The following is a 24,828-nucleotide window of genomic DNA, read 5'->3' as shown; positions in this document are numbered from 1 at the left end:
TCCTGTTCCCGGGCTCGGATTCCCGGGGCCGCGCGCAGCACGTCGAATCTCCCCGCACGCATTCGGACAGGAAGCATCATGACCACCACTGATCCATGGCTCCACGACCTCACTCGGGTGCGCCCCGGGGACCGGATCGAAGTATGGGACCAGCACCACCTGCGCCATGCCGGCACCGTGAGCCAGGTGGCAGCCCACCTCGGGGTGCTGTGGGTACGCGAGGCCGACAGCGGGCTCCCCAAACTGGTCCCCACCGAGGGTCACCGCCTGCGCCACGCTCCGGTTGCCCACGCCACCTGAGGCTGTCACAGATCCCCCCGCAACCCGCGCTTCCCCGTCGGAGGAAGCCTCCGGGTGGAGAGACGCACCAGTGCGATGCGTGAGGCCCGCCTCGGCCCGGCCACCCCGTGCCGAGGCGGGCATCACCATTTCCGAAGGCCACCCACGTCGTCAGAGTCCCGACCCGGGGCGGCCACCGCAAGGGAAGCGGTGCCGACTCCGTGATCATTCTCCGGCTGCCCGGCCCGTTGCGGCCAGGGGTATGCCCGTGCGGAAGCCTCGCCCATATCAACCAGTGGTTGAGATGCAGTACTGCCGCCCCCTAGCCCGCAGCGGCCTCGGTACGGGCGTTGACGACCAGCTCCCAGACATGGCCGTCGGGGTCGCTGAAGTACCCCATGTACGAACCGTCATTGTCCTCGGCCGGGCCCGGGATCGAACCCCCCGCGGCCTCGGCACGCGTCAGGATGTCGTCCACCTCCTCCGTGCTGCCGATCGCGCACGAGATGATGCACGCCCCCGGCGCAGAGGTGACCGGACCGACCCCGGCGAGCTCGATGTACTTCGCGTACTCGGACCGCTCGATCAGGAACAACGACAGATTCGGCAGTTCCAGCGCGACGACCCCCTCGTCCACCTCGGGTTCGGCCAGCTGAAGACCGTCGCGGTAGAAGCGCAGCGACCTCTCGGCATCCGCGACGGGCAAGGACACGACGACGGTCACAGGTTTCATGGGGCCACCCTAAACGGTATGGAGTGACCTCCGCGGCGTGTCGGGGGTTGCAGGCCTTACACATGGCCGGCTGCCCGACCGGCCAGCGGAGTGCCGGTCCCCGGAGGAGGCTCCGAGTGGTTGCACCTGTTGGATCCCCACGTTCTGCACCGGCACCTGCGCCGCGATCCACCGAGTGACCATCCGCTCGTGCGCCGTCAAGGGAACGGACGTGCCCTCACCTCTCGAGTCAGGCGGAAGGTGCTGCTCCGCGGTTCGGATCTCCACCGCGTCGGCCGACGAGCCTCCACCGATCGCGGCAGCATCCCGGGAACCACCGTCACGCGCTCTGTCGGAATGCCTGGGTCCCGTCGGCGCACCCTGTCTGCTCGGGTCGGGCTCGACGTCTGCATCTCGGACCGGTACGGCGAGCTCGGCGCGCGGACGGGGCGGGAGCCGCGGTCCGGAGGCAGGAGGTTCAGGGGCGCGGGCGGTAGCCCCCGTCGGCGAGGCCCGCCCGCACCTCGAACGGGTTGCGCAGCCCCGGGTGGCCGCAGCGCACGACCGACCATCCCGCCGCGGCGAGGTAGGCGGGCAGGAACGGCAGCCCGAGCCACAGCGCCCACTGGGTGGCGTGGCGGGACTCGTGGGCGACGAGCCGGGGGCGGGCGGCGACGTCGTCGGGCCCGGCGCGGAAGAGGACGACGTTGCCCACGGTGAAGGCCCCGGCTCTCGGCAAGGGGAAGCGGTAGCCGAAGCCGAAGAGCAGGCCCTCCGGCCCGGGCACGACCCTGGTCCGGGTCGCGGCCGCGATCAGCAGCCCCAGCGGGGTCGAGAGGTTCACCGTGTTCCACGCCCGTCGCACGCGAGCGCCCCGGCTCAGTGGGGAGGCCATGCCCCCAGCCTACGGCGGCGGAGGTCCCGTGCCGCCGGGGCATCCGGGCGGCACGGGGCCTCCGAGGACGTGTTCTAGACTGGGATCCGCCCGCGATCCGTGCCGATCCGGGCTTTCCCGTGGAATCTGTTAAGTGTTGCACGCACACACTGACACGGGACAAGCCGTCCCCGAGCCGAAGAAGCCACCAGCCGATGCCTGAACTGCCACCCGAGACCGCCGCGAGCCGCGCGGTCGACCCGACCGACGAGGCCGCGGTCGCCGCCGCCGTGGAGGCGGCGCTGGCCGCCGTCGAGACCGCGAAGGACCTGGACGCGCTCAAGGAGGTGCGGCTGGCCCACGCGGGGGAGAGGTCCCCGCTCGCCCTGGCCAACCGAAGGATCGGCTCCCTGGACAAGACCCAGAAGGCCGCCGCCGGCAAGCTCGTGGGCCAGGCCCGTGGCCGGGTGAACCAGGCGGTCGCCGCGCGCACCACCGTGCTGGAGCAGGAGCGGGACGCCCGGATCCTCGTCGAGGAGGCCGTGGACGTCACCGCCGCCGGCCGGCGCCGGAGACTGGGCGGGCGCCACCCCCTGACCAACCTCATGGAGCGGATCGGCGAGACCTTCGTGGCCATGGGCTGGGAGGTTGCCGACGGCCCCGAGGTGGAGTCCGAGTGGTACAACTTCGACGCGCTCAACTTCAAGCCGGACCACCCCGCCCGGGAGCTGCAGGACACCTTCTTCGTCGACCCGCCCGAGGCGCACCTCGTGCTGCGCACGCACACCTCGCCCGTGCAGATGCGCACGCTCCTGACCCGGGACCTGCCGGTCTACGTGGTGGTGCCCGGGCGCACCTACCGCACCGACGAGCTGGACGCCACGCACACCCCGGTCTTTCACCAGGTGGAGGGCCTGGCCGTGGACGAGGGCCTGTCCATGGCCGATCTCAAGGGCACGCTGGAGCACTTCGCCCGGCAGATGTTCGGCCCCGAGGCGCGGATCCGGCTGCGCCCCAACTACTTCCCGTTCACCGAGCCCTCGGCGGAACTGGACGTCTGGCACCCGAACGCCCGGGGCGGTCCGCGGTGGATCGAGTGGGGCGGGTGCGGGATGGTCCACCCCAACGTGCTGCGCGCGGCCGGCATCGACCCGGAGGTCCACTCCGGCTTCGCCTTCGGCATGGGCATCGAGCGGACCCTGATGTTCCGCAACAACGTCCCGGACATGCACGACATGGTGGAGGGCGACATCCGTTTCAGCCAGCACTTCGGGATGGAGATCTAGAGCATGCGAGTTCCTTTGTCATGGCTGCGCGAGCACGCGCCGGTCCCCGCGGACGCGACGGCCGAGGACGTGCTGGCCACCCTCATCCGCGTCGGCTTCGAGGAGGAGGCGGTCCACCGGCCCACGGACGAGCTCAAGGGGCCCGTCGTGGTCGGCCAGGTGCTCACCAAGGAGCCGGAGACCCACTCCAACGGCAAGACCGTCAACTGGTGCACGGTCCGCGTGGTCCCCGACGGGCAGCCGCAGAGACTGACCGGCAAGGGGATCGACCCCTCCGGCGTGCAGGGCGTCATCTGCGGCGCCCACAACTTCGAGCCCGGGGACAAGGTCGTCGTCACCCTTCCGGGGGCCGTGCTGCCGGGGAACTTCCGGATCTCCGCCCGCAAGACCTACGGGCACACCTCGGCCGGGATGATCGCCTCCGTCCGGGAGCTGGGCATCGGCGAGGACCACGACGGCATCCTGGTGCTCTCGCGCCTGGGGCTGGACCCGGAGGTCGGCGCCGACGCCCTCGAGCTGCTCGGGCTGACCGACGAGGCCGCGGAGATCAACGTGACACCCGACCGCGGCTACGCGTTCTCCGTCCGCGGCGTGGCCCGCGAGTACTGCCACGCCGTGCACACCCCCTTCACCGACCCGGCCGACGCCGTGGCGGCCCGGGTGCCCGCGCCCGTGGAGGGCGGGTTCCCCGTGGCGGTCGACGACGACGCCCCCATCCACGGCAACCCGGGGTGCACGAGGTTCGTCGCGCGCACGGTGACCGGCGTCGACCCCACCGTCCCGACACCTCCGTGGCTGGCGGCGCGGCTGCGCCTGGCCGGCATCCGCTCCATCTCCCTGGCGGTGGACATCTCGAACTACGTGATGCTCGAGTTCGGCCAGCCGCTGCACTTCTACGACCTCGGCCGGCTGAGCGGGGGCATCGTGGTCCGCCGGGCCGCTCCCGGCGAGGAGCTGACCACCCTGGACGGCAGGCGGCGCGCCCTGCACGCCGAGGACCTGCTCATCACGGACGGCTCCGGGCCGATCGGCCTGGCCGGCGTGATGGGCGGGGTCGACACGGAGGTCTCGGCCGCCACCGTCGACGTCCTCGTGGAGGCGGCGCGCTTCGACGAGGTCTCCGTCGCGCGCACGGCCCGGCGGCACCGGCTCCCCTCGGAGGCGTCGAAGCGGTTCGAGAGGGGCGTCGACCCGCGGATTGCCGCGGTCGCGGCCCAGCGCGCCGTCGAGCTGCTCGTGGAGCTGGCCGGCGGGACCCCCGGGCCCGGCTCGACCGACGTGGACCGGACCACCGCCCCGGCGCCCATCGAGCTGCCGTGGGACTACCCGGGCCGCCGCGTGGGCGTGGACTACACGGCCGACCAGGTCGTCTCCGTGCTCACCGAGCTCGGAGCGCAGGTCGGGGCCACGGACGACGGCTGGCGCGTCGTGCCGCCCTCGTGGCGGCCCGACCTCGTGGCCAAGGAGGACCTCGTCGAGGAGATCGCCCGCCTGGTGGGCTACGACTCGATCCCCTCCCGCCTGCCCGTGGCGCCCCCCGGCCGCGGGTTGACCGGCGAGCAGCAGGCCCGCAAGCGCGTGGCCGACGCGCTCGCGGCCGCCGGGCTGACGGAGGTGCTCGCCTATCCGTTCGTCGCGCAGACGGACAACGAGCTCTGGGGCGCCCCGGAGCCGGGTGTTCCCGTGCCCTCCGTCAAGCTCGCCAACCCGATCAGCGAGGCCCAGGGGATGCTGCGGGTGTCCCTGCTGCCCGGGCTGGTGGACGTCCTCCGGCGCAACACCTCCCGCGGCTTCCGGGACCTCGCGCTGTTCGAGGTGGGCCGGGTCTTCCGCCCGGTCCGCGACCCCGGTTCCCCGCAGCTCCCGCCGCTGGGCGTCCGTCCCGGGCAGGGGGTGCTCGGAGAGCTGGAGGCCGGCATCCCGGACCAGCCGCGTCACCTCGCGGCCGTGCTCACCGGCCAGGACACGGACGAGGCGCCCTGGGTAGCTCCGCGGCCGTTCGACTGGCAGGACGCCCTCGACGCGGCCCGGCTGGCCGCCGAGGCCATCGGCGTGGAGCTGACGGTCCGCCAGGGGACCCACCAGGCCTTCCACCCCGGCCGCACGGCCGTGCTCTGCGCCCCCGACGGCACGCCGCTGGGCTGGGCGGGTGAGCTGCACCCGAAGCTTGTGGCCGCCCAGGACCTGCCCGAGCGCACCGTGGCGATGGAGCTGGACCTCGGCTCGCTCATCGACGCGGAGCCCGACGTGGTGCAGGCACGGCCCATCTCGGGCTACCCCGCGGCCACGCAGGACGTCGCCCTCGTCGTGGACGCCGCCGTTGCGGCCGGCGAGCTGGGCACGGCCCTGCGGGCCGGCGCCGGCGAGCTGCTCGAGGACCTCCGCGTCTTCGACGTCTACCAGGGCACGGGCATCGGAGCCGGGAAGAAGTCGGTGGCCTTCGCGCTGCGCTTCCGTGCCCCGGACCGGACCCTGACGGCCGAGGAGGCCTCCGCGGCCCGCGAGGCCGCCGTCGCGGTGGCCGCGGAGCGGCACGGCGCGGTGCTCCGCGGCTGAGGTGCGTGCCGGCCCGCCCCGTGCCGGGGCGGGCCGTACGCGGCGCACCCGCTGCGGTAACACTTGCGAATGCCCAGGGGGCGTCCGGGGAACTTCGGTACTGTGGCACCGAGCCCCGGCGGTGACCGCCGCGCCCGCTCCCACCCCCTTCCCCGACCCCGTTCCAGGAGTTCACCATGACCGAGGAGTCCACCGACCGGCCGGACTCGTTCTTCGCGTTCGACGACGAGAGCGACGACGAACGCGGTGACGGCGGGGACGAGGGCGCCCGCCGGCGCCGCTCGATCGCCTGGAAGCCGACGGCCGTGGGTCTGCTCGGGCTCGTCGTGGGCCTCGTGCTCGCGGTGAGCGCGGCCCTCGCCTGGGACGACTCCCGCAAGCTCGAGGCCTACGCGGACCGGTCCTGGGTGATCTCCGGGCAGTACCAGGACCTCACGAACGACCTGCGCACGAAGACCTACAACCCGATCTACCGCGGGGTCCTGCCCGCGGACGACGCCGTCACGGAGCAGCCCTTCGACTCGGGCCTGGCCGACCCGCGGGTGCCGGAGGCCGGCGAGGAGATCGTCTTCCGCGGCACCCAGACGGGCTCGAGGGAGGACGACTTCCACGCCGAGGCCGACGCCCTGCTCGCCGTCGAGGACGGCACGCTCCAGGTCGTGCGGACCGCGGAGGCCGGTGAGTTCGGGGAGGGCGTCACCTCCGGCACCGTCGCGTGGCAGCGGGCCAAGTCCGTGCTGCTGCTGCTCGGCGGGCTCGCCGCGGCCGGCGGCGGCATCTGGTTCGCCCGGCGGCTCTACCGCGAGCAGGACTGACCCGGCCCGGGAGCACGGCCACAAGTCACCGTCCGAGGTGGTCTGCAGGCACGCGCCCGCGATGCCGGCGCGCACACGGGTGCAGACGTCTGCCGTGTCCGTCCTCCAGTGCACGAGTCGTCACCGGCGTCAGTGGGCCCGTGCGCGATGTGGCCCCGGTGTGGCGCAGCCGGCGGGACTGCCGGCGACGTGGGAGAGTGCCCCGATCACGGAAGTGCGTGCGCGTGCAGGACGAGCAGGGCGGCGCTGTTCACGGTACGGTTCCGCCAACGGAAGCCGTTCGGGGTAAGCCATGCACCAACAGGGCCACCGCGCTGAGCAGTGACACCGCGGCGGTGAGGACCAGCAGGCCCCCCAGCCCCAGGCCGGGGATCACCGCACCGGCCAGGGCGGGGGCCGCGACCGACGTGAAGGCCCCCACGACCAGGCAGCCGGTGAACGCCGCGCCGGCCCGGGCGGGAACCAGCTCGGCGGTCCAGACCGCGAGCACCGCCGATCCTGTCATGTACCCCGCCCCGAAGATGCATGCTGAGACCATCGTCGCGGTCAGGGAGTCGCTGGCCAGCCCGAGCAGCGCCAGCGCCGCGCCGACCGTTCCGAGGCACAGCGCGGCGACCCGTGCGCTGCCCACTCGCTGCGCGAGGGTCCCGGTGGCCACAGCCACCATGCCGGTGAGGCCGATGGCGGTGTAGAGCGCCGGGACGGCTGCCGCCGGGAGGGTGCCGCGGTCGAGGACGTCCGCGGCGTAGGTGAAGTAGATGACGACCACCGCGAAGTAGACGATGGAGTAGGCGGCCGGGACCCGCAGCGCTGCCGTCAGCGAGGCGGCACCGCGCCGTCCGCCCGGGCGTGGGGCCGGACCGGTTCGCGGCACCAGGCGGAGGTTCACGACCGCGGCGGCCACAGCGGCCAGGGCGATGCCGGCCCAGACCAGGCGCCAGGAACCCAGTGCCGCGAGGACGGCCAGGCCGCCCAGGAGCAGCAGTCCGCCGCTGGTGCCGGTCGTGATGATCGCCAACGCTCTGGGCTGCTGCCGCAAGGGCACCGCACGGGTCACGATGTCGGAGTAGGGCGCCCAGACCCAGCCGCCGGCGCTGCCGGCCAGGACGACACCGACGGCGAGCAGCCCGGGGGACTGCGCGAGGGTCACCATCACCGCCCCCAGAACGCCGCAGGCCCCGCCCACGGTCGTGGGCGCGCGCGAACCGTGCCGAGCGGCGAGTGGGCCTGCGAGCAGCAGGCCGGCGAGGTAGCCCGCGAACGTTGCGCTCGCGACCAGGCCGAGGACCAGCTCGGAGAGTCCCAGGTCTTCCCGGATGCCGGGCAGCGTCAGGCCGTAGGCATAGCGGGCCATGCCGAAGGCGACCCCGACCACCGCCGCTCCCGCCAGGCCGATCCGGCTGCCGGTGGAGAGTGTCATGAATGTCCCTTCGTTGCGCGGCGTTCCCTGGATCCGCCGCGGGCCCCACCGACATCGGCGTCACGGTCCGCCGAGCCTGACTGCTCGTCGGGGTGCAGTTCCGTCCGGAGGGTCACGGCGGACCGGGGCGGGAGGGGGCCCGTATCCGCGGCGCGCCGACCCGTGGGTCGCCGCGGTCGACGCCATGCCGCTGAGCGCCAGAGCTCGCATTGCACCCTCCTGGAACCATCACCAGAACGATCGTTACACTACACCACAACGGGAGTTCTGAACCGGTGGTCCCTACAATGAAGTGGTGACCATTGCCCAGCGAACTCCCGCGCGCACCCGGCTGCTCCGGGCAGCCGATGACGTGCTCTTCGACCATGGCATCCGAGCCACACCCGTGGATGAGCTGCTGCGCCGGGCGGAGGTCTCCGCGGCCACCTTGTACACGCACTTCGGCAGCAAGGACGCCCTGGTTGCCGAGGCGCTGCGGGTCCGGCTGGCGGACTGGCGGGCGGTCTGGGACCAGCACGTCGTCGCGGCCGGCGACGACATGGAGCGGCTGCTCGCGGTGTTCGACGCCCTGGCATCCTACCGGGGTGACCGGAACCACCCGTCACGCTGGTGCGCCTTCCTGGCAGCCGCCACCGAACTTCCCGAGGCCGCGCCGGAGATCAGCGATGTCCTGGACGGGGACACCGCCCTGCTCACCGAGCGGCTCCTGCACCTGTCCCGTCCTCTCGCCGGGGCGCGCGCCCAGGACCTGGCCGACGAGGTCCTCCTGGCCTACAGCGGTACCCTGGCCGCGTTCCTCCGAGGTTGCCCCCGGTCGCCGATCGACGTCGGCCGTCGGCTGGCCCGCTCAGCAGCTCAAGCCCACATGCGTGACTGAACTCTTCACCTGCGGCACGCAGCGCCGGACAGTCCCTTCTCATGCAATGGAGGTGGAGTGGGGACCGGCCGTGCCGCGGCGTATCGGTTTTCGATCTCCACCAGCACCAGGACTGTGCTGCCCAGGGCTGCACACACGAGCTGTTCCCTCGGACCGATCGGAGTGAGGCCCGAGTCCGCGGCGCAGACGGGCCAGGTGGTGACCGCAAGATGCAACAAGAACGCCAGCTGGGTCGCCTTCCGTGAGCAGCCGGTTGCCGACAACGGGATCTGGAATGCCGATCGGTGCAAGGCCCGGGCGTTGAGGACACGGATATAGCCGGCGACCACCAGCGGTGGACCCCAGCCTCTACGGGCCCTACCTGGAGGCCATCGAGGAGTAGGCGGAGAAGTCCGCCGTGTCCGCCGTGGCCTCGCCCGGGAAAAGGGAATCGAGGCCGTTGCGGTCGTAGAGCGCCGGGACGCCGCGGGGGTACTGGTCGACGAGTCCGAGAGGGCCGCGGCCATGGTGCTGTGCCGCCGCGGGGTCCGCGGGCGTGTGGGTTCGGTCTCGGCTGCCGCGGCTACGGCGGGTTCCGGGGCCTGCTCATGGGCTCTGTCTCACAGGCCATGCCCAACGAGGGCGAGAGCCGCCCGGTGATCGTGCCGACTCGCCGGAAAGAATGATCCGCGCCCCACCGTGTGCGCTGGACGGGAGTTAGGCGCCGTCGGCACGATGGCAGGGCCAGGACAGGCAACGCGGGTCGGTTCTTCGTGTTGTGCCCGGAGACACGGCTGTGGTGCGCGTCTTCAGGTGTTGCGCCGACCGATGGCCTGCCGGCCGAACCCTGCCGGCCGAACCCTGCCGGCCGAACCCTGCCTGCGTCACCGCCGCATGTGGTGGACGCCGCACACCACACAGATGATGACGGTCGCTGCGGACGCCTACGGCTTCCACGCAAGGTTCTCGATGGTGAGATTGCCGCTGCTCCTGATCAGGAGGTGGATGAGAGCACCGGGCCGTGGATCGGCGGATCACCGTGGTCGTCGCTGCAGGGACCGCAGGTTCAGCGGGGTTCGACGGTGCCCATCATGCCTTTGTCCTCGTGGTCGAGGATGAGTCAGTGGTAGACGGTGCGCCCGGGGAAGTCCTCGACGGTGATGAGGACCTCCACGTGCCCGACGGCCGGGACGCTGACGACGTCCTGCCACCTCGACCGGGAGACGTCACGGTCACCGTCTTCGACGATCTGCGCGGGCCATACGTGCAGGTGCACGGGGTGGTCCGTGGGGCTGGAGTTCCTCAGGGTCCATTCCTCCACGGTCCCGGCCGCCGCCGGGAAGTCGGTGCGGTCGGGGTCGAACTCCCGGGCGTTGACGGCGAAGTCCATCATGGCGCCCTCCCCGCTGCCTGCACAGCCTGTCATGGGGCCGTCACCGGCCATGCTCCTGCCCATCATCCCGTCCATGCCGCCGCGATCCACCGGTGCGGCGACCAGCGTTGAGGAGCGCTCGGTGGTCTCGACGAGCAACTCGATCCGGTTGCCGGGGGCGATGACCACTTCGGTGATCTCCTCGGGGACCGGCAGGCGCCCGACGTCGCGGCTGGTCGACACCCGAGGTTCGAGGAGATCGTCACCCACGATGGAGCCGGGACCGTCGCTGGCGGTCCACCACAGCCCGGCGCCGCCGAGGTCCGTAGCACCGGCTCAGGCCGTGTCCGATGCCGGCAGCTGACGGGGGGTCCATCGGGCTCACCGGCTGTCCTCCTCCGAAGCTCTCAAGCGTTCCCGATACTCCTCGGTGCTGAGCTCCCCGCCGACGTAGCGCTCCTCGAGAAACACCCGCCCACGGCCAGCACCCCTGGCCGGCCCCCAACCAGCACGTCCGCCCGCACGAGCACCAGTAGCCCGAAGTCCCCCATCGATCCGGTACGGCCATCGTTCATCACGAACGTTCTCCTCGTCCCTCGTCGTGCGTGGTCGGCCCGGCCTCGTGTGCTGTCGCCCCCGGGGGGTCAACGGCCCCAGCAGGTGGGGCGACTTACCGTTGCCCTCCTGCGGAGATCCGGACGACGGCAGCGGAGGGCCTGGCCGTGCGAGCTGCGGCGGTGGCCGCCCAGATCAGGACGAACAAGGCGATCACGGTGACGCCAAGGAAGTTCAGGTCCACGGCGGTGACCACCTGAAGGACCCCACCGGAGGGCTGGAGCACGTCGGCAGTCACGGAGAGCAAGCCGGTTCCGCCGATGAGGAAGGCAATGAAGACGGAGACTCCGGTGACGAGGAGGTTGTAGTCGAGGGTGCGGCGGGCATCGCCTGCGGCCCGGCTGTAGATTCGGGCCATCATCAGCCCGTCGGCGCTGTCGAAGGCGGTCATCCCGGCGGTGAACAGGACCGGCAGCACCATGGCGGCGTACCAAGGCAGCCCCGGGGCCAGGGCCCCGGCCAGCACGAACAGGCTGATGGAGGCCGCGGTGTCCAGACCCAGCCCGAAGAGGAACCCGACCGGGTACATCTTCACCGGACGATCCACCGTGCGGGTGAGCGGGTGCAGTGCCCGGTGCAGCACCCCGCGCCGATCCAGGTGGGTGTGCAGCTGGGCCTCATCGACCGGGGCGTCGTCCGTGGTGCGGCGCAACCGGTGCAGGGACCGCAGGGCCGGCAGGTTCAGGATCCCGGTGGCGAGCAGGAACAGCCCCGAGACGGTTCCGCCCCAGATCCCGGCGGCATGGCGCAAGGTGGAGTCCTCGTCGGCCAGGCCCCTGGCGAAAGTCTCCACCCCGAGTGCCAGCAGGGCCACGGAGACCACGACCACGGAGGAGTGGCCCAGGGCGAACCAGAACCCGGTGGTCACGGTCGGGCGTCCCCGTGTGAGGAACTGGCGGGTGGCGTTGTCGATCGCCGCGATGTGGTCGGCGTCGAAGGCGTGGCGGACCCCGAGGGCGTAGGCGCCCACAGCCAGCCCCAGAAGCACCGCCGGGTTGGCCCCGGCGCCGGCCTGGGCCGGCAGCAGCCAGGCGAACAGGGCTCCCCACCCGGCCAGGTGCAGGGCCGCGACGGTGGCCCCCATGCCGGTCAGGCTGCGGTTCACGTCCCGGGTGCGGGACGGTGCGGTGCGGGTTTCCATGCGGGCCTCTCCTGGGTGTGCGGGATGCGGCGATGTGCGTTGCCGGTGCGGGTGTGGCCCGGGGGCGAGCATCAGGTTCTCCTGCCCGCCCCCGGACCTCGTCGGACGGTGCCCGGGCGTGCTCAGCGGGCCATGGGCAGGCCGGCGTCGGTGATCTCGTCGAACATCGCGTCGATGTGCACAGGGTCCTTGCCGGCACGCTCGAGCAGGGACGCGGCCACTCCGGAGCGGTAGCCGGAACCGCAGTGCACCCACAGCCGCCCGGCGGGGACCTCGTCCATGCGGGTGATCAGCTCGTGCAACGGGATGTTGACCGCCCCGTCGATGTGGGAGTCCTCGTACTCCTCCACCCGGCGCACGTCCAGGATCATCTCCTGGACCGGGCGGTCGGAGAGCACCTCGGCCCAGCCCACCCTGGGGTAGGAGGACACGACTGCCCCCGGGGCGAGCTCGGCGGGGTTCTCGCCCAGGGCGGCGTCGGGGCCGTCGATGCCGATCCGGGAGAGGTCCCGGATCGCGTTCTCCACGTCCCCGCGGGAGCCCACCAGGGTCAGCTTCCGGTCGTAGGGGAAGAGCCAGCCCAGGAAGGTGGTGAAGCTGCCCCCGTCGCCGTACTCGAAGCTGATGGTGCCCTTCAGGTGCTCGGCGGAATAGGCCACGCGGTGGCGCAGGTCCACCACCCATTCCCCGGCCCCCAGGCGCGCCTTCAACTCGGCGGGGTCCAGAGAGTCGGGGACCTCCAGGTTCGGCTCGGTGGGGCCGGCCGCGTTGGCCGGACCCATGTGCACGTAGTAGTTCGGGTAGGCGGTGAGGTTGGCGATCAGCTCGGCGACGAAGCGCTCCTCGTCGCCCTCGGTGTAGACATGGTTGGTGGCCAGCTGCTCACCCAGGGTGGACTCTTCCGCCCCGGTGGCCGGGCCGGAGGAGCAGAAGGACCCGAACCCGTGGGTCGGGTACAGGGCCGCCTGCTCCTTCGCCTCCTGGGCCAGGCGCCGGGCCGAGGCCCACTGGTCGTGGGTCAGTCCGACCGTGTGCTCGGCACCGAGCAGGTCGGTGCGGCCCACGGAGCCGTACAGGACGCTGCCGCCCGAGAACACGGCCTGCTGACCGTCGTGCTCCACGACGAAGGAGAGGTGGTGGTGGGTGTGCCCGGGGGTGGCCACGGCTTTCACCGAGAGCTCTCCGACCTGCACGGTCTGCCCGTCGGCGATCGGGGTGCGCTCGAAGGAGACGTCGTCGGCGGCGTTGACCAGGTAGGCGGCCTCGTGCTTCTGGGCCAGAACGAGTCCACCGGTGATGTAGTCGTTGTGGATGTGGGTCTCGGCCACGTGCGTGAGCTTCACCCGGGCCTGAGCGAGCAGGGTCTCCACACGGTCGATGTCGCGCTGGGTGTCGATGACCAGGGCCACCTGCCCGTCGTGGACGAGGTAGCTGCGGTCCCCGAGCTGGGGGGTGTCGATGACGGTGACGTCCATGGTTCTTCCTCCTGTGGTGGTGGGTGGTGCGTTCTGCGCACCACCCGGTTCGGGTCGCTGTGGTGCGGGGTATCGGTGAATGCGGGTCCGGAGCGGGCGGTCAGCGCTGTGCGGTGGCCCGGTGCTGAGCGGTCCGGACGTGGACGGTGGTCATGGGGACCTCCTCGGTCGGTGATCGGGACATCGGGCAGTAGCGGAGGGTGTGGGAAGCGCGGTGCGGATCAGGCCGTGAGGGGTGTGCGCAGCGGGCACTTCGGGACGGCGAACCAGCAGATCGCGGCGGCCAGGGCCGCGGCTGCGGCGGTGACCCCGACGGCGCTCCCGGCCGCACCGGGCACCTCCTGGACGAGGACGAACACGCCCATCGCCAGCACGAAGACCCCGAAGCCCTGGCGCAGGGCGGCCTCGGGGATCCGTCCGGCCAGCCGCGCCCCGGCCATCGAGCCGGCGATGGCGGCCAGAGTGACTCCGCCGACCAGGGCCCAGTCCAGGGAGACCGTGGTGAGGTAGCCGGCCAGCCCGGCGAAGGACTTCATGGCGATGACCACCAGGGAAGTGCCCACCGCCACGGGCATCGACAGCCCGCCCAGCAGCGCCAGGGCCGGGACGACGAGGAAGCCGCCGCCGGCCCCCACCAGGCCGGTGACCAGGCCCACGACCAGGCCCTCGGCGACGACCTTCAGGACTGGCAGCTCCCCGTCGTGGGCCTCGGCGGTGCCGTTCCTGCGGCCGCGGATCATGGCCAGGGAGGTGGCGACCATCATCAGGGCGAAGGCGATCATCAGCACGGTGCCGGGGATGTGTCCCCCGGCCAGGCCTCCGGCGAAGGCCCCGGCCATGCCGGCGGCGCCGAAGACGAGCCCGGTGCGCCACTTCACGCGCCGGTGGCTGGCGTGGTTGACGGCGCTGACGGCAGAGGTCACTCCGACGACGAACAGGGAGGCGGCGATGGCCTCCTTCGGATCCAGGCCGGCCACGTAGGTGAGGATCGGGACGGTGAGGATGGACCCGCCCCCGCCCAGCAGGCCCAGGGAGAGTCCGATCACCACGGACAGCAGCAGGGTCAGGGTGAGCGCGAGGGTCATGAGGATGTCCTTGTCCTTGTGGGTCCGTGCCGGCGGGGTGTGCCGGGGCCGGCGCGGATGCCGGCCCCTGGCCGGCATCCTCAGGCGGCGGGGACGGGGATCCGGTCGATGGCCGCGGTGGCGGTGGGCTCGGCGGCGGTCCTGTTCCAGGGCATGGCGGCCAGGGCCTTGCCCATGGCACAGGTGTTGGAGGCGGCCGAGAAGGTCAGCCCGGTGCCGATGACCCCGGCCAGGGTGCGCAGCTTCGGGGAGACGAACCGGCCCCCGACCAGTCCGGTCAGCACCAGGGAGCCGGCGACCATGCGCACCTGGCGCTCCAGGTCCCACCGCTGGGCCCCGCGCACGACGTCGCCGCCGGCGTCGGCGAAGCCCGGTGCTCCGCCGGTGAGCACGTGGGCGGTGCCGATGCCGGCCCCGGCCAGCTTCTGGCGGGCCTGCTCGGCGCGGACCCCGGACTGGCAGACCAGCACCACCCGCTCACCGAGGCGGGCGGCCAGCTCGGCGGTGTGCTCGGCGAGCAGGGGCAAGGGCACGTTGTAGGAGCCGCGGATGTGCAGGGATTCGAACTCGGCGCCGGAGCGGACGTCGATGATCACCAGGTCCTCGTGCTGGGCCATCCACCGGCGCAGGGTCTGCGGGTCGAGGGTGGTCACGGTGGCGGTGGTGGAAGTCATGGGGGTCCTTTCGGAAGAACTCACAGGAGCGGGGGTGTGCATCCAGTATTACCGATACCCTCCAGGGTATGCAAGACACCCCTGGGGGTATAGACTGGTGGCTAGCCCCGAACTCTTGTCAGGAGAACCCCGTGCAGCTGGACACCACCGAACTGACCCCCACAATCAACCGCCTCAAGCGCGCCCAAGGACAGCTGGGTGCGGTGGTGCGGATGCTTGAGGGGGGTCGGGACTGCAAGGACGTCGTCACCCAGCTCTCGGCGGTGTCCAAGGCCCTGGACCGCGCCGGGTTCGCCATCATCGCCAGCGGCCTCGAGCAGTGCCTGACCAATCCGGAGGAGACCCTGGACAAGAAGGACCTGGAGAAGCTGTTCCTGTCCCTGGCGTGACCCCGAGAACCTGACAGTCTGACATCCGGAAGCCTCAACGCCGTCGAAGAACCGTCGAAGGAGCCGACCATGACCTACACCCACACCCTCACCGTCCCCCTGCCCTACGAGCAGGCCGTGCAACGGACCCGTGAAGCCCTGGCCGAGCAGGGCTTCGGCATCCTCACCGAGATCGACGTCAAGGCCACCCTCACCACCAAGCTGGGCGAAGAGGCCGGTCAAGCCGTCGGCGACTACATCATCCTGGGTGCCTGCAACCCCGGCCTGGCCGGCAAGGCCCTGGCCGCCGAGCCGCAGCTCGGTGCCCTCCTGCCCTGCAATGTCGTGGTCCGGCGCGGCAACGACGACGAGCACACCACCGTGGAGACCATCGACCCGCAGACCATGGTCCAGCTCAGCGGCAACCCCGAAGTGCGCGAGGTCGCCGACGACGCCGACACGCGGCTGCGCGCAGCGCTGACCACGCTCGGCGAAGCCGGCCCCGCGGCGGGCTGAGCGCTCTTCCACGGCGGCCGACTCACAGCACCGCCGACCACAGGGGCGCCCCACCACCGGNGGGGCGCCGAACCGGTCAGGGCAGCGCCGGCAGCTCGGGTCGCATCAGCCAGGCGTCCAGCAGGCCGTCGAGCTCGCGCCACCGCTGCTCGGGCACCACCTCCCGAAGGTGGGCCCGGAACTGCGCGGTGCTGACCCACCCGTCCCGGTGGGCCGCCACCCAGCTGCGCAGCAGCACGCGGAAGGCGTCGTCGCCCACGGCCTCGCGCAGGGCGTGGACGGTGAGGGCCCCCCGGACGTAGACCACGTCGTCGAAGAGCCGCACCCGGCCCGGGTCGCCGATCACGAGGTCCTGGCGCATCTTGGACAGGGTCTTGTGGGCCTTCTCCGCGTGCCACCGTGCCGGCCGGTCGCCGGAGGCCTCCGACCAGATCCACTCGGCGTAGGACGCGAAGCCCTCGTTGAGCCAGATGTCCTGCCAGGACGCCAGGACCAGGCTGTTGCCGAACCACTGGTGGGCCAGCTCGTGGGCCACGAGCCGCTGCTCGTCCCAGTCGGTGCCCAGCTCGTTCTTGCCGAACACGGAGCACGCGAAGCACTCGAAGGGCTCGTCGAGCGTCTCGTCGACCACCACCACGGTGTAGCTGGGGAAGGGATAGGGCCCGAACCAGTCGGTGAACACGTCGATCATCCGGGCCTGGTCGGCGAAGGTCTTCTCGGCCTTCTTCCGCCGCTTCTTCGAGCACACGAGGTACTGGGGCACGCGCGAGCCGCCCAGCTCGGTGCGCCCGTAGGGTCCGATCAGCACGGTGGCCAGGTAGGCCGGCAGCGGCACCCGGGACGCGTAGACCCAGTGGCGCTCGCCGTCTCGCTCCACGACCGACTCCAGCTCCCCGTGGACGACGACCTCGTAGTCGGCGTCGGCGTGCACCGTGACGCGGTACGTCGCCCGGTGGGAGGGGTGGTCCACGCACGGGAACCAGGTGGAGGCCCCGGTCGGCTGGCCGGCCACGAGCACGCCGTCGTCGAGCTCGGTCCAGCCGATCTCCCCCCACGGACCGTCCACGGACTCGGGCCAGCCCTCGTAGGAGAGGGTGAGGGTGAAGGCCTCGCCGGCGGCCACGACCCGTGGCAGCACCAGGACGAGGCGGCTGCCGCTGTGGTGGACGCCGACCTTGCGAGCGCCCAGGAGCCCCCCGAGCCCCCCGCCGCCGAACCGCGCCTCCGTCACGGCCAGCTCGGTGAGGTCCAGCTCCACCCGGTCGGTGCCGCGCAGGGCCCGGCACGTGAGGATGGCCCGGCCCTCGAGGCCGTTGTCCTCGACGTCGTAGTCGAGGTCCAGGTCGTAGTGCTCCACGGTGACCGCGCAGCACCCGACGCCGGGTGTGTAGGGATCGGGGTCGCCGTCCGCTCCGAGGTGCCGGTGCGCGGCGCTCACCGGACCGCCCGAGGAACCCTTCGTCGAAGCGCTCACGGGACCAGGAGGAGCTTGCCCTGGGCGGTGCGGGCCTCGAGGACCTCGTGCGCGCGCCGTGCCTCGGCCAGGGGGAAGGTCTCGGCGACGCGGATGCGCAGCGACCCGTCGAGCACCGCGTCGAACAGCTCCCCGGCCCGCCGGCTGCGCTCCTCCTCGTTCAGGAGGTAGTCGTTGAGCGTGGGCCGGGTGACGTACAGCGACCCGTGCTTGGCCAGGCCCTGCAGGTCGAACGGCGGGACCTGTCCGGACGAGCCGCCGAAGAGCACGAGCGTGCCCCGGGTGCGCAGTGCCTTCAGGGACTCGTCGAAGGTGTCCTTGCCCACGGAGTCGTAGACGACGTCGGCCCCGCGGCCGCCCGTGAGCTCCCGGACGCTCGCGGCGAAGCCCTCGTAGCCCACCAGGGCGACGTCGGCGCCGAGCGAGCGGGCCGTCTCGGCCTTCTCGGGGGAGCCCACCAGGGCGACGACCGTGGCCCCGCGCGACTTCAGCAGCTGCACGGCGAGGCCTCCGACCCCGCCCGCTCCCGCGGTGATGACGGCGACGTCGCCCTCCCGGACCGGATACGTCGAGCGCACCAGGTAGTGGGCGGTGAGACCCTGCAGGGGAACGGCCGCGGCGACCTCGTCGGAGACGCCGTCGGGCACGCGCAGCGCCTTGTCGTCGTCGACGAGGAACGCGTCGGCGTAGGTCCGGGAGGCCTGCGACGTCGTGACCCGGTCGCCCGGGGCGAAGCTCCGCACCTCGGCGCCCACGGCCCGCACCACGCCCATCCCCTCGGAGCCGGGAGTGAAGGGGTGCTCCACGGGATAGACGCCCTCGCGCTGGTAGACCTCGATGAAGTTCACCCCCGTGGCGCGCGTCTCCACGAGCAGCTGGTGCGGACCGGGCTCGAGGTCGGGACGCTCGCCGAGGGTGAGCACCTCCGGGCCTCCGGCCTGCTCGACCATGACGCAGCGGACCATGACGGATACCTCCTGGGATCGGGGACACGACTGCTGCCATCGTAGGCACGGACCGTACCGTTCCCCCTCCCGGGACGGGCCCAGCGGGGGTAGCGTGAGCACAAGTGGGGGCACGGGAACGGGCCGTCACGGTCGATGTTTGCGCTCGGGAAGCGTAGATTTCGGAACAGGGCCGTCCGGGGGGACGGCCGGGGCCGGGGGCGAGCCCGCAGGGGGGTGCCGTGGCGTGCCGCCACGGATCAGCACGTTCGACGCCGGCCGCGGGCCGCTCTCCGTCACGGTGCATAATTATTGAAGACTCTGCATAACTTTGAGTTAGAGTGGGTGGCATGACGTTCAGCGCAGCAGTGTCGGGAGCCTCGGGGTACGCCGGGGGCGAGGTCCTCCGCATCCTCGCGGGGCACCCGGAGATCGAGATCGGGGCCGTGGCCGCCCATTCCAACGCGGGCCAGCGGCTGGGGGAGCTGCAGCCGCACCTGCACTCCCTCTCGGACCGCGTGCTCGTGGAGACCACGGTCGAGGCCCTCGACGACCACGACGTCGTCTTCCTGGCCCTGCCCCACGGCGCCTCCGGGGAGATCGCGGCACAGCTCCCGCCGGAGACCGTGGTGATCGACGCCGGGGCCGACCACCGGCTGGACTCCGCGGAGGACTGGGACCAGTTCTACGGCTCCCCGCACGCCGGGACCTGGCCCTACGGGCTGCCCGAGCTGATCGTGGACCCGGACGGCACCCGACAGCGTGACCAGCTCCGGGGCGCGACCCGCATCGCGGTGCCCGGCTGCTACCCGACCAGCGCCCTGCTCGCCCTCGGCCCCGGTTTCGCCGCCGGGCTGCTCGAGCCCGAGGACGTGGTGATCGTGGCGGCCTCGGGGACCTCCGGGGCGGGCAGGGCCGTGAAGCCGCACCTGCTCGGCTCGGAGGTGATGGGCTCGATGTCCCCGTACGGCGTCGGCGGCGCGCACCGCCACACCCCGGAGATCGAGCAGGGCCTGTCGAAGGCCGCGGGGGAGTCCGTGCGGATCTCGTTCACCCCGACGCTCGCGCCCATGCCCCGGGGCATCCTCACGACCGCGACCGCGCGGGTCGCCGAGGGCGTGACGGCCGGGCAGGTCCGCGAGGCCTGGGAGGAGGCCTACGTGGCCGAGCAGTTCGTCACCGTCCTGCCCGATGGCCGGTGGCCGGCGACGAAGTCCGTGGCCGGCTCCAACCACGTCCAGCTCCAGCTGGCGCTCGACACCCGCTCGGGGCGGGTCGTCGTGACCTGCGTCGTCGACAACCTCGTGAAGGGCACCGCCGGCGGTGCCGTCCAGTCCATGAACCTCGCCCTCGGCATGCCGGAGGACACCGGCCTGAACCTCCAAGGAGTCGCACCGTGAGAACGTACCCGTCCCAGCAGCCCGCCGGCGCCCTCCAGGTAGACGCCACCCGCGGGGTGACCGCCGCGCACGGCTTCCGTGCCGCCGGCACCGCCGCCGGGTTCAAGGACTCCGGCGGACCCGACCTCGCGCTCGTCGTCAACGACGGCCCGCAGCACCACGTCGGCGCCGTCTACACGACCAACCGGATCACCGCCGCGCCGATCCAGTGGTCGAAGGCCGCGACCGCCGACGGCAGGGCAGCGGCCGTGGTCCTCAACTCCGGCGGGGCCAATGCGTGCACGGGACCCCAGGGCTTCCAGGCCGCCCACCGCACGGCGGAGCTCGTCGGCGAGGCGCTCGGCGTGGGCGGGGGCGACATCGTGGTCTGCTCCACCGGCCTGATCGGCATCCAGCTGCCCATGGACGTCATGGAGCGGGGCCTGCCCGCGGTCGTCGAGGCCCTGGACGGCGACGACGACGCCGGCACGGCCGCGGCCCGGGCCATCATGACGACCGACTCGGTCTCCAAGCAGGCCTCCTACGTCCGCGACGGGTGGACGGTCGGCGGCATGGCCAAGGGCGCGGGCATGCTCGCCCCCGGACTCGCCACGATGCTGGTCGTCCTCACGACCGACGCCGAACTCTCCTCGGACGCCCTGCAGTGGGCCCTCGAGGACGCCGTGAAGGTCACGTTCAACCGCACCGACTCGGACGGCTGCATGTCGACCAACGACACCGTGGTGCTCCTCGGCTCGGGCGCCTCGGGGATCACCCCGGACGAGTTCGAGTTCAGCCAGGCCGTCACGGCCGTGTGCCACTCCCTGGCCCAGCAGCTCATCACGGACGCCGAGGGCGCCTCCCACGACATCGAGATCACCACCGTCAACGCGGTGACCGAGCAGCAGGCGGAGGACGTGAGCCGCGCCGTCGCCCGCTCCAACCTGTTCAAGGCCGCCATCTACGGCAACGACCCCAACTGGGGGCGCGTGCTCTCGGCCGTGGGCACCACCGACGCCGCGTTCGACCCCGACCGCATCGACGTCTCGATCAACGGCGTCACGGTCTGCCGCAACGGCGGGATCGGCGACCCCCGCGAGGGCGTGGACCTCGCCGGCGACCGGAAGGTCACCGTCCTGATCGACCTGAGGGCCGGCGACGCCGACGCGACCGTGTGGACCAACGACCTCACGCACGACTACGTCGAGGAGAACAGCGCCTACTCCAGCTGAGACCCGTCCGACACCCACCGCACCCCGGCGCAGGAGAACCATGCCGCACCCCAGTGACCCGACCCGCTACGAGAACGCCCAGCTGAAGGCGGGCACCCTGATGGAGGCCCTGCCCTGGATCCAGCGCTACGCCGGTTCCGTGATGGTCTTCAAGTACGGCGGCAACGCCATGGTCTCCGAGCCGCTGCGGCGCGCCTTCGCGCAGGACATGGTGTTCCTGCGCCACGTCGGTGTGAAGCCCGTGGTCGTGCACGGCGGCGGGCCCCAGATCACCCGGATGCTCGAACGGCTCGGCATCGAGTCGGAGTTCCGCGGCGGGCTGCGCGTGACCTCGCGGGAGGCGGTCGACGCCATCCGCATGGTGCTCACCGGGCAGGTCCAGCGCGAGCTCGTCTCCCTGCTCAACGCGACGGGACCGTACGCGGTGGGCCTGTCCGGGGAGGACGCGTCCCTGTTCAGCGCCGTACGCCGGGGGACCGTCGTCGACGGCGCCGAGGTGGACCTCGGCCACGTGGGGGAGGTGGTCGGGGTCAACGCCGAGCCCGTCACCCAGCTGCTCGACGCCGGGCGGATCCCCGTGATCTCCTCCGTGGCCCCCGAGGTCGACGACGAGGGCCGCCCCACGGGCGAGATCCTCAACGTCAACGCGGACACCGCCGCCGCGGCGGTGGCCGTGGCCCTGCGGGCCGAGAAGTTCGTGGCCCTCACCGACGTCGAGGGCCTCTACGCGAAATGGCCGGACAAGGACTCGCTGATCGCCTCGCTCACCGTCTCCGAGCTGCGCGCGATGCTCCCGGGCCTGCAGGCCGGCATGATCCCGAAGATGGAGGCGGCCCTGCGGGCCGTGGAGGGCGGGACGCGCCGGGCGTCCGTCGTGGACGGGCGCAGCCCGCACACGTGCCTGCTCGAGATCTTCACCGACACCGGCATCGGAACCCAGCTCGTCCCCGACCACGGAGCCACGCCATGACCGCCGCCCAGCACGCCACCTCCCGGTACTCCGCCCAGACCGCGCTGCTCGGGGAGTACGCCGACTCGCTGCTCGGCGTCTTCGGCGCGCCCTCGCTCGTGCTGACCCACGGCCGGGGAGCGGTGGTCACCGACGCCGACGGCAACGACTACCTCGACCTGCTCGCGGGCATCGCCGTGAACTCCCTGGGCCACGCCCACCCCCGGTGGGTGGAGATCGTCTCCCGGCAGCTCGCCACGCTCGGGCACGTCTCCAACTTCTTCACCTCGCCCCAGCAGATCGCCCTGGCGGGGAAGCTCCTCGCCCTCGCGGGAGCGCCCGCCGGGTCCCACGTGTTCTTCGCCAACTCCGGGGCCGAGGCCAACGAGGCCGCGTTCAAGCTCGCCCGCCGCCACGGCCACGAGCACCCGGGCCCGGACGGGGGGCCGCGCGGCACGGTCCTGGCCCTCGAGTCGGCCTTCCACGGGAGGACCATGGGCGCGCTGGCCCTGACGGCCAAGGAGGCGTACCGGGCACCCTTCGAGCCCCTGCCCGGAGGGGTCCGGCACATCCCCGCCACGGTCGAGGCGCTCGAGGAGCACCTCGACGGGACGGTCGCCGCCCTGATCGTCGAGCCCGTCCAGGGCGAGGCCGGCGTGCGCGAGCTGCCCGAGGGATACCTCCGGCGCGCCCGCGAGCTGACCCGGCAGCACGGGGCGCTGCTGATCGTGGACGAGGTGCAGACCGGCGTGGGCCGCACCGGCCGGTGGTTCGCCTCCGCCGCCGAGCTGACCGGCGACGACCTGCCGGACGCCATCACCCTGGCCAAGGGGCTCGGCGGCGGCTTCCCCATCGGGGCGATGCTCACCATCGGCGCCGAGGTCTCCGGGCTGCTCGGAGCCGGCCAGCACGGCACCACGTTCGGCGGCAACCCGCCGGCCACCGCGGCCGGTCTCGCGACCGTGACGGTCATCGAGGAGGACGGCCTCCTGGAGAACGTCATGACCGTGGGCGCCGTGCTGGGCGACGGGCTGCGGGCCGTGCCCGGGATCGGCGCGGTGCGCCGGCACGGCCTGCTCATCGGCGCGGACCTCGACATCCCGGAGGGGGCCTCGAGCCCGTTCGGCCCCGCCGTCGTCGACGCCGCCCGCCGGGCCGGCTTCATCGTCAACGCCACCGGCCCGGGCACCATGCGCCTCGCCCCGCCCCTGATCCTCACCGAGGAGCAGGCACGAACCTTCCTCGACGCCCTGCCCGGAATCCTGGGCGACGCCACCGCCGCCGTCTCGGCCCCCGCCGCGACGCCGGCCGAGACCCCCCCGAAAGAAGCATGAACCCGTCCACGACCCCCCGCCACTTCCTCGTCGACACGGACCTCTCGCAGCATGAGCAGGCCGAGGTCCTCGACCTCGCCGCCGCGCTGAAGGCCGACCGCTGGGCGCACCGCCCGTACGCCGGTCCGCAGACGGTCGCGGTGGTCTTCGACAAGACCTCGACGCGCACCCGCGTGTCCTTCTCCGCCGGGATCGCCGACCTCGGCGGCCACCCCCTCGTCGTCAACCCGGGGGAGTCCCAGCTGGGGAAGGAGAGCATCGCCGACACCACCCGGGTGTTCTCCCGGATGGTCGCCACGATCGTGTGGCGCACCTACGCCCAGTCCGGCCTCGAGGAGATGGCCGCGGTCTCGGAGGTGCCCGTGGTCAACGGGCTCTCCGACGACTACCACCCGTGCCAGATCCTCGCCGACCTGCTCACGATCCGTGAGCACCGGGGCGAACTCGCGGGCCGGGTGTTCGCCTACCTCGGGGACGCCGCGAACAACATGGCCCACTCCTACCTGCTCGGCGGGACCACGGCCGGCATGCACGTGCGCGTGGCCGGTCCCGAGGGGTACCTCCCGGACCCCGACGTCGTCCGGGCCGCCGAGGAGCGCGCCGCGCTGACCGGCGGGTCCGTGCTCGTGACCACCGACCCCGCCGAGGCTCTCGCGGGCGCCGACGTGGTGTGCACCGACACGTGGGTCTCCATGGGCCAGGAGGCCGAGACGGAGGCCCGCGCGAAGATCTTCCGGCCGTACTCGGTGGACGCCGCGGCCATGGCCCGGGCGGACCCCGCGGCCCTGTTCCTGCACTGTCTGCCGGCGTTCCGCGGCGCCGAGGTCTCCGCCGAGGTCATCGACGGGCCCCAGTCGGTCGTGTGGGACGAGGCCGAGAACCGGCTGCACGCCCAGAAGGGGCTGCTGGTGTGGCTCATGGCCCGGTCCGGCCGCTACGACCTGTCCGTCCCCGGCGGCCCCGCGGCGACGGCATGAGCATCCCCGCCACCAAGACCGCGCGGCAGGCCCGCATCGTGGCGCTCGTGACCGGTGGGGCCGTCCACTCCCAGGCCGAGCTCGCGGACCTGCTGGCCCACGACGGCGTGCAGGTCACACAGGCGACCCTCTCGCGCGACCTCGTGGAGCTCGGCGCGGTGCGGGTGCGCGACGGCTCGGGTGCGCTCGTCTACGCCGTGCCGCAGGCCGGGGCCGACCGGTCGCCCGCGACGGGCATCACCCAGGAGGCCCTCGACGCCCGGCTGACCGGGCTGTGCCGCGAGCTGCTCGTGACCGCCGAGGCCAGCGCCAACCTCGTGGTGCTGCGCACCCCGCCGGGGGCCGCGCAGTACTTCGCCTCCGCGATCGACAGCTCGGTGCTCCCGCAGGTCCTCGGCACCATCGCCGGCGACGACACCATCATGGTCGTCTGCCGGGAGGCCGACGGCGGCGACGCCGTGGCCCGCCGTTTCCTGGAACTCGCGGACTGAGACC

General features: G+C 72.4%; 23 protein-coding genes. 13 read left to right on the top strand and 10 right to left on the bottom strand.

Translation table 11 applies throughout. The annotated features are described in order from the left end of the window. The first annotated feature begins 78 nt into the window (after positions 1-78). On the top strand, positions 79-300 hold the full coding sequence (locus ACH9EU_RS17390) for a hypothetical protein (protein ID WP_396415162.1): 222 nt from the start codon (positions 79-81) through the stop codon (positions 298-300). Positions 301-601: 301 nt separating this feature from the next. Here ACH9EU_RS17390 and ACH9EU_RS17385 read toward each other — a convergent pair whose 3' ends face one another. Beyond that, a complete protein-coding gene (locus tag ACH9EU_RS17385) occupies positions 602-1,012 on the bottom strand; it encodes a VOC family protein (RefSeq protein WP_396415161.1) in 411 nt (136 codons plus the stop codon). A gap of 457 nt (positions 1,013-1,469) precedes the next feature. Further along, positions 1,470-1,886 carry a hypothetical protein gene (locus tag ACH9EU_RS17380; RefSeq protein WP_396415160.1) on the bottom strand — a complete coding sequence of 139 codons (417 nt, stop codon included), beginning with the start codon at positions 1,884-1,886 and terminating at the stop codon, positions 1,470-1,472. Between the two features lie 194 nt (positions 1,887-2,080). Here ACH9EU_RS17380 and pheS point away from each other — a divergent pair, with 194 nt between their 5' ends. The 3 genes from pheS (at position 2,081) to ACH9EU_RS17365 (ending at position 6,522) form a co-directional block, all read left to right on the top strand. Beyond that, positions 2,081-3,151, top strand: a complete 1,071-nt coding sequence (pheS, locus tag ACH9EU_RS17375) for a phenylalanine--tRNA ligase subunit alpha (protein WP_396415159.1) — start codon at positions 2,081-2,083, stop codon at positions 3,149-3,151. A 3-nt stretch (positions 3,152-3,154) separates the two neighbouring features. Next, positions 3,155-5,707, top strand: coding sequence for a phenylalanine--tRNA ligase subunit beta (gene pheT / locus ACH9EU_RS17370; protein WP_396415158.1), 2,553 nt, complete (start codon positions 3,155-3,157; stop codon positions 5,705-5,707). A gap of 176 nt (positions 5,708-5,883) precedes the next feature. After that, a complete protein-coding gene (locus ACH9EU_RS17365) occupies positions 5,884-6,522 on the top strand; it encodes a hypothetical protein (protein WP_396415157.1) in 639 nt (212 codons plus the stop codon). Positions 6,523-6,772: 250 nt separating this feature from the next. Here the strand turns inward: ACH9EU_RS17365 and ACH9EU_RS17360 are convergent, their stop codons facing one another. After that, the gene (locus tag ACH9EU_RS17360; RefSeq protein WP_396415156.1) at positions 6,773-7,942 is read right to left on the bottom strand and encodes an MFS transporter; all 1,170 of its coding nucleotides are present in this window, start codon (positions 7,940-7,942) and stop codon (positions 6,773-6,775) included. 295 nt (positions 7,943-8,237) lie between these two features. Between ACH9EU_RS17360 and ACH9EU_RS17355 the strand changes: the two genes are divergently transcribed. Then, positions 8,238-8,819: a TetR family transcriptional regulator gene (locus ACH9EU_RS17355; protein ID WP_396415155.1), complete on the top strand. Its 582-nt coding sequence runs from the start codon at positions 8,238-8,240 to the stop codon at positions 8,817-8,819. Positions 8,820-9,918: 1,099 nt separating this feature from the next. On the opposite strand, the gene ACH9EU_RS17350 is transcribed toward ACH9EU_RS17355, so the two are convergent. The 5 genes from ACH9EU_RS17350 to ACH9EU_RS17330 form a co-directional block, all read right to left on the bottom strand. Continuing rightward, a complete protein-coding gene (locus tag ACH9EU_RS17350; protein ID WP_396415154.1) occupies positions 9,919-10,413 on the bottom strand; it encodes a multicopper oxidase domain-containing protein in 495 nt (164 codons plus the stop codon). A gap of 427 nt (positions 10,414-10,840) precedes the next feature. Beyond that, complete coding sequence (locus ACH9EU_RS17345; protein WP_396415153.1) at positions 10,841-11,926, bottom strand: HoxN/HupN/NixA family nickel/cobalt transporter; 1,086 nt, start codon at positions 11,924-11,926, stop codon at positions 10,841-10,843. A gap of 122 nt (positions 11,927-12,048) precedes the next feature. Next, on the bottom strand, positions 12,049-13,401 hold the full coding sequence (locus tag ACH9EU_RS17340; protein WP_396415152.1) for an MBL fold metallo-hydrolase: 1,353 nt from the start codon (positions 13,399-13,401) through the stop codon (positions 12,049-12,051). Positions 13,402-13,622: 221 nt separating this feature from the next. Beyond that, positions 13,623-14,486, bottom strand: coding sequence for a TSUP family transporter (locus tag ACH9EU_RS17335; RefSeq protein WP_396415151.1), 864 nt, complete (start codon positions 14,484-14,486; stop codon positions 13,623-13,625). An 80-nt stretch (positions 14,487-14,566) separates the two neighbouring features. Continuing rightward, positions 14,567-15,160 (bottom strand): rhodanese-like domain-containing protein, encoded by a 594-nt coding sequence (locus ACH9EU_RS17330; protein ID WP_396415150.1) that lies wholly within the window; start codon positions 15,158-15,160, stop codon positions 14,567-14,569. Between the two features lie 131 nt (positions 15,161-15,291). Here ACH9EU_RS17330 and ACH9EU_RS17325 point away from each other — a divergent pair, with 131 nt between their 5' ends. Both ACH9EU_RS17325 and ACH9EU_RS17320 read left to right on the top strand, forming a co-directional pair. After that, the gene (locus ACH9EU_RS17325; RefSeq protein WP_396415149.1) at positions 15,292-15,549 is read left to right on the top strand and encodes a metal-sensing transcriptional repressor; all 258 of its coding nucleotides are present in this window, start codon (positions 15,292-15,294) and stop codon (positions 15,547-15,549) included. 69 nt (positions 15,550-15,618) lie between these two features. Further along, positions 15,619-16,044, top strand: a complete 426-nt coding sequence (locus ACH9EU_RS17320) for a DUF302 domain-containing protein (protein ID WP_396415148.1) — start codon at positions 15,619-15,621, stop codon at positions 16,042-16,044. Positions 16,045-16,120: 76 nt separating this feature from the next. Here the strand turns inward: ACH9EU_RS17320 and ACH9EU_RS17315 are convergent, their stop codons facing one another. Next, positions 16,121-17,518 carry a M1 family aminopeptidase gene (locus tag ACH9EU_RS17315; RefSeq protein WP_396415147.1) on the bottom strand — a complete coding sequence of 466 codons (1,398 nt, stop codon included), beginning with the start codon at positions 17,516-17,518 and terminating at the stop codon, positions 16,121-16,123. Next, a complete protein-coding gene (locus ACH9EU_RS17310; RefSeq protein WP_396415146.1) occupies positions 17,515-18,483 on the bottom strand; it encodes a zinc-binding dehydrogenase in 969 nt (322 codons plus the stop codon). Before ACH9EU_RS17310 ends, ACH9EU_RS17315 begins: the two co-directional genes overlap by 4 nt. Positions 18,484-18,812: 329 nt before the next feature. Here ACH9EU_RS17310 and argC point away from each other — a divergent pair, with 329 nt between their 5' ends. The 6 genes from argC to ACH9EU_RS17280 are packed head-to-tail and all read left to right on the top strand — an operon-like array spanning position 18,813 to position 24,824. Continuing rightward, positions 18,813-19,862 carry an N-acetyl-gamma-glutamyl-phosphate reductase gene (gene argC / locus ACH9EU_RS17305; RefSeq protein WP_396415145.1) on the top strand — a complete coding sequence of 350 codons (1,050 nt, stop codon included), beginning with the start codon at positions 18,813-18,815 and terminating at the stop codon, positions 19,860-19,862. Further along, a complete protein-coding gene (gene argJ, locus ACH9EU_RS17300; protein ID WP_396415144.1) occupies positions 19,859-21,073 on the top strand; it encodes a bifunctional glutamate N-acetyltransferase/amino-acid acetyltransferase ArgJ in 1,215 nt (404 codons plus the stop codon). The genes argC and argJ overlap by 4 nt, the downstream gene beginning before the upstream one ends. Positions 21,074-21,113: 40 nt before the next feature. Continuing rightward, entirely contained in the window at positions 21,114-22,043 is a 930-nt protein-coding gene (gene argB, locus ACH9EU_RS17295; protein ID WP_396415143.1) for an acetylglutamate kinase, read from the top strand. Then, positions 22,040-23,356, top strand: coding sequence for an acetylornithine transaminase (locus tag ACH9EU_RS17290; protein WP_396415142.1), 1,317 nt, complete (start codon positions 22,040-22,042; stop codon positions 23,354-23,356). The genes argB and ACH9EU_RS17290 overlap by 4 nt, the downstream gene beginning before the upstream one ends. Beyond that, positions 23,353-24,333, top strand: a complete 981-nt coding sequence (gene argF / locus ACH9EU_RS17285) for an ornithine carbamoyltransferase (RefSeq protein WP_396415141.1) — start codon at positions 23,353-23,355, stop codon at positions 24,331-24,333. Before ACH9EU_RS17290 ends, argF begins: the two co-directional genes overlap by 4 nt. After that, positions 24,330-24,824, top strand: a complete 495-nt coding sequence (locus ACH9EU_RS17280; protein WP_396415140.1) for an arginine repressor — start codon at positions 24,330-24,332, stop codon at positions 24,822-24,824. The genes argF and ACH9EU_RS17280 overlap by 4 nt, the downstream gene beginning before the upstream one ends. Positions 24,825-24,828: the final 4 nt, after the last annotated feature.

It is taken from the genome of Kocuria rhizosphaerae, from assembly GCF_044462265.1.
GTDB classification, from domain to species: domain Bacteria; phylum Actinomycetota; class Actinomycetes; order Actinomycetales; family Micrococcaceae; genus Kocuria; species Kocuria rhizosphaerae.
The sequence above is the reverse complement of the archived record's forward strand: the minus strand, read 5'-3'. Positions and strand labels throughout refer to the sequence as shown.

Bases quoted from the DNA above. Each gene is read 5' to 3' on its own strand.
- ACH9EU_RS17390 (WP_396415162.1), top strand. From the start codon at position 79: ATGACCACCACTGATCCATGGCTCCACGACCTCACTCGGGTGCGCCCC.
- ACH9EU_RS17385 (WP_396415161.1), bottom strand. From the start codon at position 1,012: ATGAAACCTGTGACCGTCGTCGTGTCCTTGCCCGTCGCGGATGCCGAG.
- ACH9EU_RS17380 (WP_396415160.1), bottom strand. From the start codon at position 1,886: ATGGCCTCCCCACTGAGCCGGGGCGCTCGCGTGCGACGGGCGTGGAAC.
- pheS (WP_396415159.1), top strand. From the start codon at position 2,081: ATGCCTGAACTGCCACCCGAGACCGCCGCGAGCCGCGCGGTCGACCCG.
- pheT (WP_396415158.1), top strand. From the start codon at position 3,155: ATGCGAGTTCCTTTGTCATGGCTGCGCGAGCACGCGCCGGTCCCCGCG.
- ACH9EU_RS17365 (WP_396415157.1), top strand. From the start codon at position 5,884: ATGACCGAGGAGTCCACCGACCGGCCGGACTCGTTCTTCGCGTTCGAC.
- ACH9EU_RS17360 (WP_396415156.1), bottom strand. From the start codon at position 7,942: ATGACACTCTCCACCGGCAGCCGGATCGGCCTGGCGGGAGCGGCGGTG.
- ACH9EU_RS17345 (WP_396415153.1), bottom strand. From the start codon at position 11,926: ATGGAAACCCGCACCGCACCGTCCCGCACCCGGGACGTGAACCGCAGC.
- ACH9EU_RS17340 (WP_396415152.1), bottom strand. From the start codon at position 13,401: ATGGACGTCACCGTCATCGACACCCCCCAGCTCGGGGACCGCAGCTAC.
- ACH9EU_RS17335 (WP_396415151.1), bottom strand. From the start codon at position 14,486: ATGACCCTCGCGCTCACCCTGACCCTGCTGCTGTCCGTGGTGATCGGA.
- ACH9EU_RS17330 (WP_396415150.1), bottom strand. From the start codon at position 15,160: ATGACTTCCACCACCGCCACCGTGACCACCCTCGACCCGCAGACCCTG.
- ACH9EU_RS17320 (WP_396415148.1), top strand. From the start codon at position 15,619: ATGACCTACACCCACACCCTCACCGTCCCCCTGCCCTACGAGCAGGCC.
- ACH9EU_RS17310 (WP_396415146.1), bottom strand. From the start codon at position 18,483: ATGGTCCGCTGCGTCATGGTCGAGCAGGCCGGAGGCCCGGAGGTGCTC.
- argC (WP_396415145.1), top strand. From the start codon at position 18,813: ATGACGTTCAGCGCAGCAGTGTCGGGAGCCTCGGGGTACGCCGGGGGC.
- argB (WP_396415143.1), top strand. From the start codon at position 21,114: ATGCCGCACCCCAGTGACCCGACCCGCTACGAGAACGCCCAGCTGAAG.
- ACH9EU_RS17290 (WP_396415142.1), top strand. From the start codon at position 22,040: ATGACCGCCGCCCAGCACGCCACCTCCCGGTACTCCGCCCAGACCGCG.
- argF (WP_396415141.1), top strand. From the start codon at position 23,353: ATGAACCCGTCCACGACCCCCCGCCACTTCCTCGTCGACACGGACCTC.
- ACH9EU_RS17280 (WP_396415140.1), top strand. From the start codon at position 24,330: ATGAGCATCCCCGCCACCAAGACCGCGCGGCAGGCCCGCATCGTGGCG.